The sequence below is a fragment of the Streptomyces sp. NPDC012508 genome (assembly GCF_042902595.1).
In the GTDB taxonomy this organism is placed as follows: domain Bacteria; phylum Actinomycetota; class Actinomycetes; order Streptomycetales; family Streptomycetaceae; genus Streptomyces.
Map to the genome: position 1 here is coordinate 722,726 of NZ_JBIBEO010000002.1, position 17,595 is coordinate 740,320.

Annotated in this window: 17 protein-coding genes and 1 tRNA gene; 7 read left to right on the forward strand and 11 right to left on the reverse strand. The window is 72.6% G+C overall.

The genetic code is table 11. The features are described 5' to 3' along the window. Window positions 1-255: 255 nt before the first annotated feature. From ACFY8U_RS09355 to ACFY8U_RS09375, 5 genes are all read right to left on the reverse strand, one after another. Entirely contained in the window at window positions 256-831 is a 576-nt protein-coding gene (locus ACFY8U_RS09355; RefSeq protein ID WP_389567771.1) for a hypothetical protein, read from the reverse strand. A gap of 141 nt (window positions 832-972) precedes the next feature. Continuing rightward, window positions 973-1,773, reverse strand: coding sequence for an SGNH/GDSL hydrolase family protein (locus ACFY8U_RS09360; RefSeq protein ID WP_389568302.1), 801 nt, complete (start codon window positions 1,771-1,773; stop codon window positions 973-975). Window positions 1,774-1,900: 127 nt separating this feature from the next. Next, window positions 1,901-2,485: a hypothetical protein gene (locus ACFY8U_RS09365; RefSeq protein ID WP_389567773.1), complete on the reverse strand. Its 585-nt coding sequence runs from the start codon at window positions 2,483-2,485 to the stop codon at window positions 1,901-1,903. A gap of 208 nt (window positions 2,486-2,693) precedes the next feature. Beyond that, entirely contained in the window at window positions 2,694-3,359 is a 666-nt protein-coding gene (locus ACFY8U_RS09370) for a lysophospholipid acyltransferase family protein (protein WP_389567775.1), read from the reverse strand. Between the two features lie 229 nt (window positions 3,360-3,588). Then, window positions 3,589-3,707, reverse strand: a tRNA-Val gene (locus tag ACFY8U_RS09375). A gap of 254 nt (window positions 3,708-3,961) precedes the next feature. On the opposite strand from ACFY8U_RS09375, the gene ACFY8U_RS09380 reads away from it, so the two are divergent. Continuing rightward, window positions 3,962-5,404, forward strand: coding sequence for a S1 family peptidase (locus ACFY8U_RS09380; RefSeq protein WP_389567778.1), 1,443 nt, complete (start codon window positions 3,962-3,964; stop codon window positions 5,402-5,404). A 64-nt stretch (window positions 5,405-5,468) separates the two neighbouring features. Here the strand turns inward: ACFY8U_RS09380 and ACFY8U_RS09385 are convergent, their stop codons facing one another. From ACFY8U_RS09385 to ACFY8U_RS09395, 3 genes are all read right to left on the reverse strand, one after another. Continuing rightward, window positions 5,469-5,903 (reverse strand): HPP family protein, encoded by a 435-nt coding sequence (locus ACFY8U_RS09385; protein WP_389567781.1) that lies wholly within the window; start codon window positions 5,901-5,903, stop codon window positions 5,469-5,471. Between the two features lie 430 nt (window positions 5,904-6,333). Continuing rightward, on the reverse strand, window positions 6,334-7,215 hold the full coding sequence (locus ACFY8U_RS09390) for a diacylglycerol/lipid kinase family protein (protein WP_389567783.1): 882 nt from the start codon (window positions 7,213-7,215) through the stop codon (window positions 6,334-6,336). Between the two features lie 79 nt (window positions 7,216-7,294). After that, entirely contained in the window at window positions 7,295-8,890 is a 1,596-nt protein-coding gene (locus tag ACFY8U_RS09395) for an FAD-binding oxidoreductase (RefSeq protein WP_389567786.1), read from the reverse strand. A 74-nt stretch (window positions 8,891-8,964) separates the two neighbouring features. Between ACFY8U_RS09395 and ACFY8U_RS09400 the strand changes: the two genes are divergently transcribed. The 3 genes from ACFY8U_RS09400 to ACFY8U_RS09410 all read left to right on the forward strand — a co-directional run bounded on the left by ACFY8U_RS09400 (window position 8,965) and on the right by ACFY8U_RS09410 (window position 12,160). Then, window positions 8,965-9,564 (forward strand): TetR/AcrR family transcriptional regulator, encoded by a 600-nt coding sequence (locus tag ACFY8U_RS09400; protein WP_389567789.1) that lies wholly within the window; start codon window positions 8,965-8,967, stop codon window positions 9,562-9,564. After that, complete coding sequence (locus ACFY8U_RS09405) at window positions 9,561-11,117, forward strand: glycerol-3-phosphate dehydrogenase/oxidase (protein WP_389567791.1); 1,557 nt, start codon at window positions 9,561-9,563, stop codon at window positions 11,115-11,117. The genes ACFY8U_RS09400 and ACFY8U_RS09405 overlap by 4 nt, the downstream gene beginning before the upstream one ends. A gap of 176 nt (window positions 11,118-11,293) precedes the next feature. Further along, on the forward strand, window positions 11,294-12,160 hold the full coding sequence (locus ACFY8U_RS09410) for a PhzF family phenazine biosynthesis protein (protein WP_389567793.1): 867 nt from the start codon (window positions 11,294-11,296) through the stop codon (window positions 12,158-12,160). Window positions 12,161-12,187: 27 nt separating this feature from the next. Here the strand turns inward: ACFY8U_RS09410 and ACFY8U_RS09415 are convergent, their stop codons facing one another. The 3 genes from ACFY8U_RS09415 to ACFY8U_RS09425 are packed head-to-tail and all read right to left on the reverse strand — an operon-like array spanning window position 12,188 to window position 15,277. After that, window positions 12,188-13,921 (reverse strand): protein kinase, encoded by a 1,734-nt coding sequence (locus tag ACFY8U_RS09415; protein ID WP_389567795.1) that lies wholly within the window; start codon window positions 13,919-13,921, stop codon window positions 12,188-12,190. A gap of 57 nt (window positions 13,922-13,978) precedes the next feature. Beyond that, window positions 13,979-14,626 (reverse strand): alpha-ketoglutarate-dependent dioxygenase AlkB, encoded by a 648-nt coding sequence (locus tag ACFY8U_RS09420; RefSeq protein WP_389567798.1) that lies wholly within the window; start codon window positions 14,624-14,626, stop codon window positions 13,979-13,981. Between the two features lie 54 nt (window positions 14,627-14,680). Next, window positions 14,681-15,277, reverse strand: a complete 597-nt coding sequence (locus tag ACFY8U_RS09425; protein WP_389567801.1) for an HD domain-containing protein — start codon at window positions 15,275-15,277, stop codon at window positions 14,681-14,683. A gap of 133 nt (window positions 15,278-15,410) precedes the next feature. Here ACFY8U_RS09425 and ACFY8U_RS09430 point away from each other — a divergent pair, with 133 nt between their 5' ends. The 3 genes from ACFY8U_RS09430 (at window position 15,411) to ACFY8U_RS09440 (ending at window position 17,592) form a co-directional block, all read left to right on the forward strand. After that, a complete protein-coding gene (locus ACFY8U_RS09430; protein WP_389567804.1) occupies window positions 15,411-15,779 on the forward strand; it encodes a VOC family protein in 369 nt (122 codons plus the stop codon). Window positions 15,780-15,843: 64 nt separating this feature from the next. After that, entirely contained in the window at window positions 15,844-16,467 is a 624-nt protein-coding gene (locus ACFY8U_RS09435) for a hypothetical protein (protein ID WP_389567807.1), read from the forward strand. A gap of 195 nt (window positions 16,468-16,662) precedes the next feature. Further along, complete coding sequence (locus tag ACFY8U_RS09440; RefSeq protein WP_389567810.1) at window positions 16,663-17,592, forward strand: glycerophosphodiester phosphodiesterase; 930 nt, start codon at window positions 16,663-16,665, stop codon at window positions 17,590-17,592. Window positions 17,593-17,595 lie beyond the last annotated feature (3 nt).

The window sequence follows — 17,595 nt, forward strand, 5'->3', positions numbered from 1 at the left end:
GGGTACGGAGGATGACCCGCCGCACTATTCCGACGCGTCGCAGTCGCACACAAGAGCGCCTTGCAGACGCACACGCGACAACTCACGTGCGTTCACAGCTTCTTCACGGATGGGAGGGGTTCGGCGCGTGGAGGCCGGTCACCCGAAGGACGCGCTCACCGGCGGGACGCCGGCGGCCCCGTCACTGGCCCGATCCCCCGTGGGAGCGTCCGGGCGCACTGCCCGGACGCTCCGCTGCGCACGGCCGCTGACGGTTCAGCAGCCGCCGCAGTTGTAGAAGGTCACATCCCAGTGGTTGCCCTCGTCGGCGTAGATGTTGCCGGCGCCGGACCTCCACTGCGGAGCGCCGTCACCGCGCACTCCGATGTAGGTGAACGTGTTCTTGATGTAGTTCCCGACGCACGTGTACTTGCTGAAGTCGAGCTTGTAGCCGTTCCAGTGCGAGTAGGTGCCACCGGCGTGGCCGGTCTCGGTGCCGCCGGTGATGTTCAGGGCGCAGCCGCTCGCGCTCTTGAGTGTCTGGGCGCCCTGGGCGGTGGCGAGGTTGAGCTGCTCGAAGGAGGTGCAGGTGGGGTTGTTCCGGTCGGAGCAGCCGCCGGACGAGGACCAGGTGATCCCGGAGCTGCGGAACATCGAGGTGGCCGTGGCGTGGCTGATCTTGGTGGCGGCGTGGGCGTCGGTCGCACCGCTCAGCACGCCCACGCCGGGGGCGAGGAAGGCGCCGAGCACGAGGGCGAGGGCGGTGAGGATCGCGCGGACCGCAGTTCCTCGGGTGCGGCGTGCGGCCGTGTCGGCGGCCGCGGGGCTGTACGGGGCCTGCGGAGACTTCATGTGCTTTCCTCCTGGTGCGGACTGCGGTGGATGGAAGCGGAAGTTTGCGGCGGTACTGAGCGGTGGGCCGGGCGAGGTCTACCCGCGTCGACTTCGTGGCGCGGAAGACCCCGGGATGCGACCCAGGAAGGCCTCGGGAGGTCAGGCGGCGGAGCGGAAGGCCGGCAGGTAGCCGCCGGACTGGCCCGTGGCCGTGGGGTGGTAGCTGTTGGAGACGGGCACCGTGAGGCTGTGCAGCCAGGCGTTGCCCGAGCAGATCTCGTGGCCGGTGAACTCGTCCACGACGCTGGAGTACGAGAATCCGGCGTTGGCGGCCTGCTTGGCGAGCATGCCGTTGAGGGCGTCGCTGCCCCGGTTGATCGCCGCCCGCTCGTTCTCGCTCAGGCCGGCGATGCAGCTGCCGTTGAGCTGATAGAAGCGCGGATAGCCGAGCACGACGACGTGGGCCTGTGGGGCCTTGCTCCGGATGGCGCCGTAGAGAGACGAAAGGCTCCCGGGCAGGGTGTTGTTGACCTGCGAGATCGCGCTGTTCACCGCGTTGACGCAGGTCGCCTCGCTCTGCAGGACACAGGTCTGCATGACGTTCGCGAACCCGACGTCGTTGCCGCCGGCGGTGACGCTGACGAGCGTGGTGGCGCTGTCGAGCGGGGTGAGCTGGCTGTTCTTGACCGTACTGGTCGTCGCTCCCGAACAGGCGGTGAAGGAGAACGAGGCCGGGGCGTTTGCCGCCGCCCACAGGGACGGATAGGCCTTGCTGCTGCGCTGACAGCTGCCGCTGTCGGACAGGTAGCTGCCGGCTCCCACCCCGGAGGAGTAGGAATCACCGACGGCGACGTAGCGCTCCCCTGCCGCCGTGGCGGCGGAGGCCGGCTGGGCGAGGCCCAGGGCAGCGGCCATGGCGAGGACCGCGGGGAGGACCCATCTTAATCTGGACGCATACATGACAACTGGCTCCATGTGGGGTTGTGGGGGCAGGAGTTGTTGAAGCGTCACCCTTGTAGCAGTGATCGACGCCCTCGCGATAGACGCGTGAATCGGTTTGTTTTCCGCGCGATCCGGTAACGGCGCGTCAGGCAGGCGTGCCCTGGGGGTCGGTCGCCCAGCGCCGCATCACCTGCAGACATACGGCCGCTGCCACCACGAGCCGCCGCTGCTCGTCACCGGCTCGTCGGTCCAGCTCGACCCGGTACTGCTGAAGGCCGTCCAGCGAGCGCCACGTCGAGACCGTGACCCGGCCCACCGGGCGGTCGAGATGGTCCTGTACGAACCAGGTCCTGCCCATCACCGCGTTACGGGCGAGCCGCAGGGCGCCGCTCCCGGTACGTATGTCGAGCAGTCGTGTGCGATTGACCCGGCCCGGCGCGTGGGCTTCGCCGATGGGGCGGCCCTCGCCGTCGGTCAGCCGGAAGCGCGGCCGGGCGAGGGCCCCTCGGGAGACGAGGTCGACTCCCAGCACGGGCCGGCCTGCGAGGTCCTGGAGCACGTACGCGAGCGTCCCGCGCTCATGAAGGTGCGCCAGGACCGAGCCGTCCTCGACGGCCACCTGCATCTTCGGGCCGCGATAGCGCCGCAGGACGGACCGCTTCGGCTCGGAAAGGATCAGCGTGCCGAGGGTGAACAGCTCGTGCACCGGGCTCGCTTCGTCGCCGCCCATGCCGTGGCCTCTCCGCCGCCGCTGCTGCCCTCGCCCCGAGTATGGCCGTTCATGCCCGTGCCGAACAGCGCCGGCGCCGTGCCCGCCTCGGACGGGACGTTCGAGCGGCAGGACGTCCGAGCGGCGGGGCGGCCGGGCGGCCAGCGGCCGGGCCGGTCCAGCGGCCGGGCGGTCCGACGGCCAGGCGGTCGATCGCGTCGACCTGTGTTCAGCGGACGGGCCGCGGGTGCCGCGGCGCACGCCGGTCGGCTGCGGTCCGCCACGCGTGCGTCACGGACTGCCGAGCCACCTGGGTCGCGGAGGCCGTGTCCGCGGGCAGGCGCGGCGGCGCGCCGATGTGGACGTGCAGGCGGGGTCGGCGCAGCGGCGCGGTCAGGAGTCCGGCGAGCTGCTTGGTAGCGCTGCCTGAGGTGATGCGGCGGGCGCCGGCCTGGCCCAGTGGGACGAGCGGTACCCCGGCGGCTGCTGCCAGCCGGGCGGGTCCGCTGCGGAAGGCCTGCGGCGGTGCGTCCGCCGAGTCCGGGCGATCGGGGATGCAGCCTTCGCCGTAGACCAGGACGTAGCGTCCGGCCCGCAGCGCGGCCTCCGCTCCGGCCAGGGCCTCGGCGGCCCTGGCGGTCCCTCGGCGCACGGGAACGTACCCCTCGCGGGTCAGAGCGCGGCCGAGCACCGGAATGCGCCAGAGGCCTGCCGCGCAGAGCACGACGGGCTCAATGCCCATACGACGCAAGGCCGCGAGGACCACGAGGGGGTCGGCGAGGCTGGTGTGGTTGGCGACGATCACGGCGCCGCCATCGGGCACCCGTGGGATGTCGGCCGTAACGGCCAGCCGCCCCAGGGCGGGGACGACTGCGGCGGCGAGGCGACTGAGCATGCGGGGCCCTTTCCTTACGGTCGCGGGGAGCTCCCTCATCGTCGGACCGCGACCCCGTCACAGACCTGAGCGCCCGTACTCAACCGCGTACGTGCCACGGGCCCCACGGCTGAGTACGACGGTCACGCCCGGGGCCCCGCCTCGTCACCGGGATCTGGCTCCGCCGCCCCGCTCACGCGAGGTCACCCCCGCTTCGAGCGGGGCCGGCCGCCGGGGGCCCGGTCGGCTGCGGAGCCGGCGGGATTCGAACCCGCGGACGGGGAGCGGCATGCCCGCCAGGTCCCCCTCAGTCGGCGTGAGCGGGGCATCGCCCCCGCCGATCGCAATGGGCCGCTCTGCCACAGCCCCGCAGCCTGCGGGACCGCGCGGTCCCGCTGCGCTCAGCGTAGGTACCGGTCGGCAGGCAGGGCGAGCGCATTGTCCGCGGGCAGGGCATCGCGCGACCTCCGATTGACCGAAACCGCCGTGAAGTCCTCAGCCGTGCACGGCAGATGACGCTCGCGCTGAACGTGCGCGGCGCCCGGCACGTACAGACAGGCGGGTCCCGGTCGGCGGGGCCGTACTGGTGGAAGCGGCGCGGCGGCATGACAAGGGGGCGCGGGATGAAGCACGCGCGACGGAGCTTGAGGCGCTTTGTGCGGCTCGCCGCCGCAGGCGGGCTGGTGTGCGGATCGTTGATGGTCACGCATGCCATGGCCGGCGAACCGTCAGGAGCCGGCAACAGCACGGTCGGCACGCTCAGGGCGGGCGGCGACGAGACGCGGGCGGCGGCGGATGTCGTCACGCGGCTCGGCGACAACCGGACCGCCGGCAGTTGGACGGGCGCGGACGGCCGCGCGGTCGTCGGCGTGACCGACCCCGGCGCGGCGGCGGAGGCGAGGCGGGCGGGCGTCGTACCGAAGATGGTCCCGTACAGCAAGGATCGCCTCCGCGCCGCGAGCGAGACGCTCGCGGCCCAGCCTCGGGTACCCGGCACCGCGTGGGTCACGGACTATTCCGCCAACCGGATCGTCGTCCGTGCCGACAGCACCGTCTCCGCCGGCGACTGGTCACGGCTGTCCGGGGTGGCCGGGGGCATCGGAGACGTCGTCCGGATGGAACGTACGGAAGGCAGGTTCACCACCCGGGTGAGCGGGGCGGCCCCCATCTTCACGGACGGCGGCCGGTGCTCGGCCGGCTTCAACGTCACCGACGGCCGCGACGTCTACATCCTGACCGCCGGACACTGCGGTCCCGCCGGCACCACCTGGTTCCGGAACCCGGACGACACCAGCCCCCTCGGCACCACCGTCACGGCCGACTTCCCGGGCGGCGACTTCGCCCTCGTCCGGTACGCGGACGGCGCCTCGCTCGACGACGCCGACGTGGTGACGCTCGACGGGAGGCGTGGCGTACGGATCATCGGTGCGGCCGAACCGGTCGTCGGACAGCAGGTCTTCCGCAGCGGCAGCACGACCGGCTTGCGGACGGGCCGGATCACCGCTCTCGACGCCACCGTCAACTACCCCGAAGGCACCGTCACCGGGCTGATCGAGACCACGGTCTGCGCCGAACGCGGCGACAGCGGCGGCCCCCTGTTCGTCCGGGGACTCGCCCTGGGCGTGACCTCCGGCGGGAACGGCAACTGCGCTCGGGGCGGCATCACCTACTTCCAGCCGGCGGTGACGGCGATGCAGACGCTCGGGGTGAGGCTGGTCGGCCGGACGGACCCGGGACAGGTGCAGAGTCCCGCACTCCCCTCCTCCCCGGCGCCCAGCACCCCCTCCGGGGACTCCACCACGGACTCCCCCTCGCCCCGGCCCAGCTCATCGGCCGACGCCCAGGCGGGTCCGCCCGGCGCGGGGCCGGGCGCGGGCGGCACCGGGGCCGGATCGGGTCCGGGCATCGTCTCCGGCATCGCGGACGACTTCGGGCCTCTCGGGGGTGTGGCACCGGGCCTCGCCGTCGTCGCGGCAAGCCTCGTCCTGCTGTTGATCAGCCGCTGGATCGAAGCCAGGCAGGGCAGGCGCAACTATCAGGAGTACTACTCCCAGACGTGGGCCTGACGCGCCGTCCTGGGGCCGTGCGGAGGACATCCGCGCGAGCCCCGGGGGGCTCGACGGGCGTGGGTCACCACCAGTAGGCGGGGTACCTCGGTGATGTGCGGCGGATGCGGGAGCCGGCGTACCCCGTCAGCACGAGGAGGACCGTGGAGCCGAAGAGAAGCGGGACGAATCGGGCGGGCGTGGGTGTCTGCAGCACGATGACGACGGCGGTCGCGCATGCGGCAGCGTGCGGAGTACGGGCGAACGTGGTCAGGGCCAGGGTGAGACCGGCGGCGACGGCAGCGCTCCACGCGTTGCTGCCCCCGACGGCGAGGGCGGCGTAGCCCATGGCGGCGCCGAGGAGGTGGCCGACGATGACGCTGCGGGGCTGGGCGAGGGGCAGTGTGGGCGCTGCGTGCACCAGAGCGGCGCTGGCGGCCAGCGGGGGTATCAGTACCGGTTCGTGGATGACCGCGCCGATCGCGACGAGTGTCAGCAGGACGGCTGTCGCGGCACTCACGCTGTGGAACGCGGCCACGGGCGTGGGCCTGGCAGGCGCGCGGCCGCCCCACCGCCGGGAACGGAGACGGGCACGGAGGCTGGGGCACGGGCTCGGGCGGGGTCCGGGTGTTTCGAGGGTGGTGCGGGTGGGCTCGGGACGCAGGGGGGCGTCGGTACTCATGTGCGCTGTTTCTCTGGCAGGCGGCCGAGGGCCGGATGGGGCAGGAGCGGTGGGGGATGTCGGAGGGGCACTGTGATCGACAGCCGGCCCGGTCCCGCGCATCACCCTGGTGCGGCGGCGCGACCGCTCACGACTCTAACCTGCGGGTTTACGACGGTATGACGCGGGGTCCGCACCTGACGTGACGACAATGGGCCACCCGCGCCGAGGCGAGTGGCCCATCGTCGTGCTGAGGGCGGCTGTGGGGCGCCGCCCTCTCCTGGCCGGGTCAGACCAGGACGTTGAGCGCCCCCGGCTGCACGCGCACGGTCACCGGAAGAGTGGCGTCGACCTCGCCGTCGGCGCCGTACGGGAGCGGGCGGTCCGCTTCGATGCGGATCTCCTTGCCGCGCAGGATCTCCACCTGGGGGCGGTTCACGTGCGCCCCCGTCTTCAGCTCGTTCATGGTCGCGAAGAAGTGGCGCTTGGGCGCGTCCCCGATCACCACGACGTCCAGCAGCCCGTCGTCGAGGCTGGCGCCGGGCGCGACGTTTCTGCCGAAGCCGTAGAAGCCGGAGTTCGCCGCGACCACGGTGTAGCCGTCGCGCTCGTGCGGCACCCCGTCGATCGTGATCCGGTACGTGGCCGTCCGCCACGCGAGGACGGCACGCAGCCCGCCCGCGTAGTACGACGCGGCACCGCGCAGCAGACGAGAGGCGTTGGCGTGACGGTTGGCGACCGCGTCGACGCCCGCGTACACGCTGCCGAGGACGGAGATCCGCTCGTGCACGGCGGACTCCACCTCGATCGTGTCGACCGCGCGCGGCACGCCGTCGAGCAGCACCCGCGCGAGCCCCGGGGCATCGGTGGGCAGCTCCAGTGCGCGGGCGAAGTCGTTGCCGCGGCCGGCGGGGACCAGGCCGAACACCGTGTCCGTACCGCTGAGCGCGCCGCCGACGCAGCCGGCCATCCCGTCGCCGCCCACCGCGAGCACGACGTGCCCTTGTGCTCCCGCCTTGCGGGCGAGTTCCTGCGCGTGTTCCAGATTGCGGCTGTACACGGTGTCGAGCCGCGCACCCGCTTCCCGCAGCAGGCGGGCCAGCGGGAGCAGGGCCGCCGTCCCGCTGGATCCCCCGGCGGTGGGGTTGACGACGGCGGTGAACTGTCGCATGGATCAGGCCTCCGGACGGGAGAAGGGGTCAGCGGACGGGAGGGTGCGGTCGGCGGCTGCGGGACGGGCCGGCGGACGGTCAGCGGACGGGGATGAGTACCCCGGGGCTGAGCACGCCGGACGGGTCGACCTCGGCCTTGACCGCCTGGAGCATGCGCACTCCCAGCGGGCCGATCTCGCGGGCGTACCAGTCGCGATGGTCGGTGCCGACGCCGTGGTGGTGGCTGATGGTGCCGCCCGCCGCCAGGATCGCGTCGTTGGCGGCCTGCTTCACGGGGGCCCAGTGGGCGACCGCGTCCTCGCCCTGCGCCGAGACGACGGTGAAGTACAGCGAGGCACCGTTCTCGTACGTGTGCGAGATGTGGCACATGACCAGCGGCGGAGTGCCGGCCTCGGTGAGGGTGCTCGTCAGCGCGTCGCGCACCCCCGCGTACAGCTCGGGCAGCGTGGACCAGAAGCCGGCGGTCTCCAGCGTCTCGGCGAAGGCGCCGGCGTCGAGCAGGGCGTCGCGCAGGTACGGCGCGTTGTAGCGGCCGTGCTCCCACCGGTCGCCCGGTTCCTCGCCGACGTACTCTCCGCCGCAGGCGAGCAGGATCTCGCGGGCGGCGGCGCGCCGGACCGACGTCTCCTCCTCGGTGCCCTCGTAGCCGGCGATCGCCATGCAGCCGGAGCTGGGCGGAGTGTCGGCGGCACCGATCGCGTCGGGCTGCGCGAGTCCGACGAAGGTCTCGGTCTCGTCCGACAGCCGCAGCACGGTGGGGCGCGGGCCGTCCTGCGCGAGTCGGCGCAGGGCGGCGGTCCCGGCCTCGAAGGAGGCGAAGCGCCAGCCCTCGTAGACGCGCTTCTGCGGCAGGGGGCGGATCCGCACGGTCACCGCCGTGATGACTCCGAGGGCCCCTTCGGAGCCGAGGATCAGCTGGCGCAGGTCGGGGCCGGCGGCCGAGCGCGGGGCGCGCCCGGTCTCCAGCGTGCCCTCGGGGGTGGCGACGGTGAGGGCGAGGACCATCTCGTCGAAGCGGCCGTACCCGGCGGAGGCCTGGCCGCTCGAGCGGGCCGCGGCGAAGCCGCCGACGGACGCCCACTCGAACGACTGGGGGAAGTGGCCGAGGGTCCAGCCCTTCTCGTTCAGCAGCGCCTCGACCTGGGGCCCGCGAAGGCCGGGCTGGAGTGTCGCGGTGCGGGACACTTCGTCGACGGCCAGCAGCTGGTCGAGGCGGCGCAGGTCGAGGGCGACGAACGACCGCTTCGTCTCGGGCGTGAGGCCACCGACGACGGAGGTGCCGCCGCCGAACGGGACGGCGGACAGGCCGTGGGCGGCGCAGGCGCGCAGCACGGCGAGGACCTCGTGGTGGTCGGCCGGGAGGACGACGGCGGCGGGGATGTCGTCGACCTCGCCGGCCCGGATGCGGAGCAGGTCGGGGGTGGACTTGCCGCGGGTGTGCCGGATACGGCTCTCGGCGTCGTCACGCAGGGCGTCCGGGGCCGCGAGCGCGGCCCGCAGCGCGTCGCGCGCCTGGTCGGTCAGTGCCGGGGCGGGGGGCTCGATGTCGTCGAGGGTCGACGGGCCGCTGGGGCGGGGGGTGACGCCGAGCAGGTCGCGCAGCAGGCCGGTCACCGCGTCGGGCAGCGGGGCCGCCTTGGCCGGGTCGCCCCAGCCGCTCCACAACATGTCCATTTCGAGACGTTCCTCTCGGTCTGATTCACGGACGGTGCTGCCGCTCGGCCCGTACTGGCATTACACTGTGACAGATGACGCCCATTCGTCACAACCACTCGGACGCAGATCCCGTGCTGGACGCCGCACGCGACTGCGTACTCGCCGTCGGCGTACGGCGCACGACCCTGACCGACGTCGCCCGGCGCGCGGGCGTGTCGCGGATGACGCTGTACCGACGATGGCCCGATGTCCGCAGCCTCGTCGGCGACCTGATGACCCGTGAGTGGATCGCCGTCGCCGCCGAGGCCATGCCGGTCGGCGGCGACGACCGGCCCGTGCGGTCGCGGATCGTGGACGGGCTCGTCGCGGGTGCCGCCGCGTTCCGCGCCCACCCGCTCTTCCACAAGATCCTCGACGTGGACCCCGAGCTGCTGCTGCCCTACATCCTCGACCGCCGGGGCGCGAGCCAGGAGGCCTTCCTCCGCCTCCTCGTCACGGCGCTCGGCGAGGGCCACACGGACGGGTCCGTACGCCACGCGCCCGCGGACCTGCAGGCGAGGTCCCTGCTGCTCGTCGTGCAGTCCTTCACGCTCTCGCTGCGCACCATGACCGACGAGACCGATCCCGAACTGAGCGAAGCCGCCTTCCTGGACGAGCTGCGCACCCTGCTGGAGAGGACCCTCACCCCATGAGCCCCAAGAGCCCTGTGAACTCCTCCTCGCTCCACGCGGAACGCCGGAGCCGCGAGCTCGCCGAGCTCGCCGACGGCACCCAGGTCGACGTCCTGGTCGTCGGACTCGGCGCCACCGGAGCGGGAGCCGCCCTCGACGCGGCGACGCGCGGGCTCTCCGTCGCCGCGATCGACGCCCACGACCTCGCGTTCGGCACGTCCCGCTGGAGCTCCAAGCTGATCCACGGCGGACTGCGCTACCTCGCCAGTGGACAGCTCGACGTCGCCCACGAGAGCGCCGTCGAACGCGGCGTCCTGATGGAGCGGACCGCTCCCCACCTGGTCCGCGCCCAGCCCTTCGTCCTGCCTCTCACCCCGCTCGTCAGCCGCGGCCAGGCCGCCCTCGCGCGCGCCGGGTTCATCGCCGGCGATCTGCTGCGCGTCTCCGCCCGTACGGCACGCACCACGCTGCCCGCGCCCCGCACCCTCTCCGCCGTCGAGACGCGCCACCTCGCCCCTGCCCTGCGCCCCACGGGGCTGCGTGGCGGGCTGCTCTCCTGGGACGGCCAGCTCACCGACGACGCCCGGCTGGTCACCGCGATCGCCCGCACGGCGGCCGCGCACGGCGCCCGAGTCCTCACCCGCACCCGCGCCCTCGAACTCACCGGCGACGGTGCGCGGGTACGGGACGAGACGACCGGCCAGGAGCTGCGCATCCGCGCGCGCGTCGTCGTCAACGCGACCGGGGTGTGGGCGGGCGGCCTCGTGGAGGACGTACGGCTGCGGCCCTCGCGTGGCACCCACCTCGTCCTGCGCGACGTGGACCTCGGCGGCCGGCTCTCCGCCGGTCTGCACATCCCGATCCCGGGCGAGACCAACCGCTTCGTCCTCGTCCTCCCCCAGCAGGACGGCCGGGTGTACGTCGGGCTCACCGACGAACCCGTCGACGGCGACGTGCCCGACGTGCCCGACGTGCCCGAGACCGACATCGGCTTCCTCCTCGACGTCCTCGGCTCCGCCCTCGATGTCACCGTCCGACGCGCCGACGTGGTCGGGGCCTTCGCCGGCCTGCGACCGCTCCTCGACACCCGCGGGGAGGGGGACCGCACCGCCGACATCTCCCGTAAGCACGCCGTCCTCACCTCGCCCGACGGCGTCGTCACGGTGGTCGGCGGCAAACTCACCACATACCGGCGCATGGCGCAGGACGCCGTCGACGCCGCCGTGGCCGCGCGCGGTCTCACCGCCGGCCCCTGCCGCACCGCCTCCACCCCGCTCGTCGGCGCCGCCCGGGCGCGGACCCTGGCCCAACTCGACGTGCCCGCCCGCCTCGTACGCCGCTACGGCACCGAGGCACCGGCCGTGCACGACCTGGGCGTCGCGAATCCGGACCTCGCCCGGCCCGTCGTCCCGGGCCACCCCGTCACCTGCGCCGAACTGGTCTGGGCGGTCCGCCACGAAGGCGCCCTGGACGCCTCCGACCTCCTCGACCGCCGCACGCGCATCGGACTGGTCGCCGAGGACCGGGAGACCGCCGAGCAGGCGGCGCTCGGTGCGTTGGCACAGATGGCCTGACCTCGGGGCCGTCCCTTCCGGGCCGGCGCCGCACTCTGCCCGGCGGGAATGCTCCGCTCCCGCCGAGCAGGGCGCGGGCAGGCGGGCAGGCGGCAGGGGCCGGCAATGAGACCGCGTGCGGCGAACGCCCGCGGACCCGCGGGAACTGTTCCCCGGGTCGCGGAGTTGTGACGATCATGACGACACAGCCCGCAGTCCTGCGCTACACAGCCTTCTCCACCGACCCCGAAGGCGGCAACCCCGCCGGAGTCGTCCTGGACGCGGCCGGACTCGACGAGAGCGCCATGCTCGCCATCGCCGCGGACCTCGGCTACAGCGAGTCGGCGTTCCTGACCGCCCCGCCCGCGGACCTCGGCGGCGTGAGTGGGCGTGCCTTCACGATCCGGTACTTCAGCCCCAAGGCGGAGGTCCCGTTCTGCGGCCACGCCACGGTGGCGACGGCGGTCGCCCTCGGTGAGCGGATCGGCTCCGGCGACCTGGCGTTCGCCACGCGGGCGGGGACCGTGCCGGTGAGCGTGACCGAGGACGCCGGCGTCACGCGGGCCACGCTCACCACCGTCGAACCGTATGTCGAGGGGGTCTCCGACGCCGACCTCGCCGAGGCGCTCGCCGCCCTCGACTGGCCCGCCGCCGACCTCGACACCGCCCTGCCCCCGCGGATCGCCTTCGCGGGCGCCCGTCATCTCGTCCTCGGTGCGGCGACCCGGGAGCGCCTCGCGGACCTCGCGTACGACTTCCCCCGGCTCGAGGCGCTCATGCACCGGCTCGACCTGATCACCGTGCAGCTGGTGTGGCGCGAGTCCGCGACCGTCTTCCACGTGCGCGACCCGTTCCCCGTCGGCGGGGTGGTGGAGGACCCGGCGACGGGTGCGGCGGCCGGTGCCTTCGGGGCTTACGCCCGCGAACTCGGCCTGGTCCCCGACGCGTCGGTCCTCACCCTCCACCAGGGCGCCGACATGGGACGCCCGAGCCTGCTGACGGTCGAACTGCGCGCAGGCGACGCCCGGGTACGGGTGAGCGGAACGGGGGCCCGCATCGTCTGAGCCCAGAGGCCTGGGCGCACGGCGGGGTCACGACGAGGGGTAGGTCGACACGACCTTTCCGTTGCTGTCGACGGCGAGGTAGCCGACCGCGCTGTACTCGTTGATGAGGTAGAAGCGCAGGGTCGGGCGGTCGTCGTTGAAGGTCCAGCGGTCGACGATGACGTAGCGCATGGTGGGGCGCTCGACCTTCAACTCCTTCTCTCCGCGCTTCATGAGTGCGGGAAGGTCGTCCCAGGGCATGGCGGCGGCGTCGAACGGCTGCTCGTCGGCCGCGTCGGCGTCGATGGTTCCGCCCGGGCCGGTCCTGCGGGCGATTCCGTCGCGGTACTCGTACGCGTCATAGGTCTTCGCGCCGGGCCGGGTCGGGATGGAGGCGCGGGCGTAGCCCTCGTAGATCGTCAGTTCCTTCATCGTGGTCGAACCGCTGGCCTCGCGGAACGCCTGGATGACGGTACGGACGTTCGCCGTCGTGAGGAGGGTGCCGCCGGGCGTGGGCGCGGGCGCGGTGCTGGACTGCTTCCCGGCGCCCTTCCCCGTACCGCTGCCGGATGTCTCCTGGCCCGGGGTGCGGCCCGCGTTCGTCGGGGTCGTTCCCCCCTTGGCCCCGGATCCCGAGCCCCCGTCGGGGAGCAGCTTCACGACGCCCACGACGACCACTACGGCGGCGACGGCGAGCGAGGCGGCGAGCACCGCGGCCCGGCGGCGCGGGCGGGCAGACGCGGAGGGCGGCACGGGCAGCGTGGGCGGACCGAATCCGCCGCCGACCGCCGGGGACCCGTGCGCCGGTGCGTGGGAGGGGACGGTGGGGGTGTGCCACGGCTGCCCGGCCGGCTGCTGCTGCGGCGCGTACGCGGGGTGGGAGTACGGCGAGCCGAACGAACCTGGGGTCGCCTGCGCCGGGGCCCTCGTACCGGACTGTCCGGACGCGGCATCGGCCAGCAGCTGTTCCAGCCGTGCCGCGTCGGGCCTCGACGCCGGGTCGCGTACGAGGAGTTGCGCGAGTACGGGAGTCAGCGCGCCGGATCTCACCGGTGCCGGGATCGGATCGTCGAGTACGGCGACGACGGTCGCGAGGCTGGTGGCCCGGCGCAGCGGGTGGTGGCCCTCCACGGCGACGTACAGGAGCATCCCGAGCGACCACAGGTCGGAGGCCGGGTTGCCCTCCTCGCCTCGTACCCGCTCGGGGGCGATGAACTCGGGCGAACCGATCAGGTCGCCCGTGGCGGTGAGCCGTGACGTCGCCTCGCTGATGACGGCGATGCCGAAGTCGGTGAGGACGGCGCTGCCGTCGGGGCGGAGCAGCACGTTGGCGGGTTTCACGTCGCGGTGCTGGATGCCGGCGGAGTGGGCGGCGCGCAGGGCGGACAGGACCTGCCGCCCGAGGGTGAGGGCCTCCTCGACGGACATGGGGCCCTCGGCGAGACGCTCGTACACCGAGCGCCCCTCGACGAGCTCCATGACGATCCAGGGGTGCGAGCCGTCCTGGGGTTCGACGATGTGGTGGATCGTCACGACGTGCGGATTCGAGAGGCGCGCCAGGGCGCGTGCCTCGCGGACCGCCCGTTCGCGCATCTGGGCGGCGAGTCCGGGATTGGCGTCCTCGAGGGCGGGGTCGGGCGGCCGCACCTCCTTGAGGGCGACATCGCGCTCCAGGGCGATGTCACGTGCTCGCCAGACGGTGCCCATGCCGCCGCTGCCCAGCCGGGAGATCAGGTGGAAACGCCCGTCGACCAGGGGTCTTCGGTCCTCGCTCGCGCTCATGAGCGGTCATGGTATGCGGTGCCGGTGACAAGCCTGCCCGGGGGCTGCGCGCACGGGTCAGCCGACACCCCGGGGGCGGAACTGGACGCTGATACGGGGCCCGACGGCGCGGCTCGTCTTGGGGATGGCGTGTTCCCAGGTGCGTTGGCACGAGCCGCCCATGACCACGAGGTCGCCGTGCCCCAGGCGGAGCCTGAGCGCGACGGGGCCGCCGCCGCGCGGGCGGAGAGCGAGGTCGCGGGGGTCTCCGAGGGAGAGGATCGCGACCATGGTGTCGTGCGTGGCGGAGCGTCCCGTGCGATCGCCGTGCCAGGCGACGCTGTCGCGGCCGTCGCGGTACAGGCAGAGGCCGGCGCTGACGAAGGGTTCACCGAGCTCGCCGGCGTAGTGGGCGCTCAGTGCCTCACGGGCGTCGAGGAGTGCGGGGTGCGGGAGGGGAGCGCCCTCGCGGTAGTACGCGAGGAGGCGGGGGACGGCGACCACGTTGTCGTACATCGTGCGCTCCTCGGCCTGCCACGGGACGCCTGCGGCCAGCTCCTCGAAGAGCGCGTCGGCCCCGTGGAACCACCCGGGCAGATGGTCGACCCAGGCCCCGCGGTCGAGCGCGATCCGCCGGACCCCGTCCAGGTGGCCGGGCCGGATGTCGGCGCCCTGGTCGAAGAGCGAGCCCTGGAGGCCGGGCATCTGCGGTCGTGGTGCGGTCATGGTTCCAGCGTAGACGAATATTCGTACGTATGAGCGAATCGGGTGGTGGAGCCATCAGATCACGGCGTGATGATGAGCATCCGAGAGCGGCCCGAGGTGCGGGTCGCCGAAGGTGGCGCGCAGTTCGTCGAAGGCCTGGACCTTGTGCGCGCCGTATCGGGAGAGGTGGGCGGTGTACGTGTGGGGGCGCACGAAGGTCGGCGGGGTCGTCTTGCTGTGGAACTTGTCCGCGTACATCACGAGTCGTTCCTCGGGAGTCTCCGCCGTGTAGTCGCCCGGCGGCAGCGGGAGGCCCTGCTCGCGAATGTCGTGGCGGGTCAGTCCGACTCCGGTGTGGCAGGAGCAGAATCGACACAGGATCTCCGGCAGCCCCTCCCCCGCCAGGATCTCGTGTCCCAGCAGTCCGTGGCGCACGTAGTTCCGCTTGTCCAGCCGGCCCCCGGCGTCGTACAGGCGATAGACGCCGATGTCGTGGAGCAGGCTGCCCGTACGAACCAGTTCCATGTCGACGGCGAGGCCGGGAACGGGGAGCAGTTGCTGCGCGATCTTCCAGACGATCTCGCAGTGCGTGAAGACGAGTTCGAAGGCTTCTGCGCTGGGCGCGTGCTTCATGTGCAGCGCTCGGATCTCGTCCACCGACAGGGAGTTCATTCCCGCAGGATAGAAGTCCTGCGGGGGTGAGCCTGGTCGTGAATCCGGTAGCGATGTGGGGAGTTGATCACTACGTTGTGACGTCCGACCGGTTCGAGACCGCGGTGTCCGAGCGCACCAAGGAGTTGTTGCCATGCCTCCGCTGATGAAGCTGTCGGCCGTCACGCTCGACTGTGCCGATCCCCGGGCCCTGGCCGCCTTCTACCAGCAGGCCACCGGTCTCGAGCTTCACCCGAAGTCCGACGACGCCTTCGCCGGTGTCGCGGGGGCGGACGGGCTGCTGATCGGATTCCAACGGGTCGACGGATACCGGGCGCCCGTCTGGCCCGGTCACGACGTGCCCCAGCAGTTCCATCTGGACTTCACCGTCGATGATCTCGACGAAGCAGAGCGTCTCCTGCTGAACCTCGGCGCGACGAAGCCGGAGTTCCAGCCGAACGAGCGGTGGCGCGTCCTCATCGATCCGGCCGGCCATCCCTTCTGTCTGACCACGACAGGCTGAGCACGCGGCAGAGCCGTGCCACCCCAGGACGAGCCATGTCAGTGGCTGATGACAGGCTTACGGGGTGCTGATCGAGGGATACGACCACGGCCCGTTGGACGCCGGGGAGCCGCTGCTGGCCCGCCCGGGCTTCTGGTCGAACTACCTGTCGGAGATCTGCGTCGGCGGAGCCGGCACCGAGCGTCCCGTTCCGGAGTGGTTCGGTGAGGACGGCGCCGATGTCGATGCCTTGTCCGAGGTCCTCTTCGATCCTGAACGCCGGCCTGCCTTCCGGGTGCCCGGCGCGGACGGCTCCGGAGTCGTCGTGGTCTTCCGCAACCTGCCCGGCGACCACGGCATCGACTTCGTGCTCACCCGTCCCGTGGGGGACTGCGTCCAGCAGACCGCCACGTGGGAAGGGGAGCTTCCGGGAGCCGAGCTGACCTGGCCGGAACTGGTCCGGATCGCCGACAGCCCGGCACCGGACGCCGAGGGTGTCGACGATCCTTCCGCCCGCCTCCTGCTGCTTCTTCCCCTCCTGAACGGCCTGGACGTGCCGGAGGGGGCGTCAGGGCGGCTCAGTGCCGCGCTGACTGCGGTAGGGGTGACGCAGGACCTCGCCCTGAGCACGGCTGAGCGACTCCTCACCGGCCTGACCGGGAAACCGTGGCACGATCCGGCATGGGGCTCGCCTCTGAGCGGCGGCTGAAGGCTGTCCGTAAACGATCGCCTCCGGCGGTGTGGGCCGGTGGGAGGGTTGCCGACGGGCCGGTGGGTCGGTTGCCGGTTGGCCTGCTGGCCGGTGGGCCGGTTGCCGGTTGCCGTACGCCGATGGCGTGGGCCGGGGGTGCGCTTCGGTATGGTGGCGGTCGTGCGCGGCCGCCTGGCGTACTAGCCTCCCCGCATGCCTCCGGCCCGCCTCCGCATCGTCCTGGTCACGGCCACAGCCATGACCCTGCTCTGCCTGACCGGTGCCACCGCCACCGGTACGCGTCCCTCGCCGAGGTTGCTCACCTCCGGGCAGCACCTGACCGACCACCGCTCCGGGGCCACCTCTCCGTTCCTCCGGGCGGCAGGGGCGCCGATGACGGTCGTCGCCCATCGCGGGGCTTCGTCGCTCGCGCCGGAGAACACGATGGTCGCCCAGGAGGTCGCACGGCGCTCCGGGGCCGACTTCATCGAGAACGACGTCCAGTTGAGCCAGGACGGCGTGCCCTACCTGATGCACGACAGGACCGTGGACCGCACCACGAACGGCAGCGGGGACATCACCGCCCTGAGGTCCGCCCAACTCGACGGGCTGGATGCCGGGTCCTGGTTCGCCCCCGTCTTCACCGGTGCCCGCGTCCCCACCCTCGCCGCACAGCTGGCCGACCTGCGGACCCGCGGCGGGAACCTGCTCCTCGAGATCAAACGGGCCGACACCCGCCGGCAGGTCACGGCCGTCGTCGACGTCGTCAAGGCACAGCAGATGACCGGCCGGGTCGTCGTCCAGAGCTTCGACCCCCAGCATCTGCGCTGGGTCCACGAGGTGGCACCCGAGCTGCCCCTCGCCCTCCTCCGCAGCACCCTGGACGCCGACCCCGTGGCCGTCTCCGAGGAACTCCACCTCGCCTCCTACAACCCCAGCGGCTCCGCGCTCGAAACCCGGCCCGGCATCGTCGCCGACCTGCACCGGGCGGGCATCGCGACATGGGTATGGACCGTGGACACGGCCGAGAAGTGGCGCACGTACGAGCAGTACGGCGTCGACGGCATCATCACCAACCGCCCCGCCGAACTCACCGGCTGGAACCACGCCCAACCCGCTGCGCGGTCCGGTCCGACCCGCTGATCG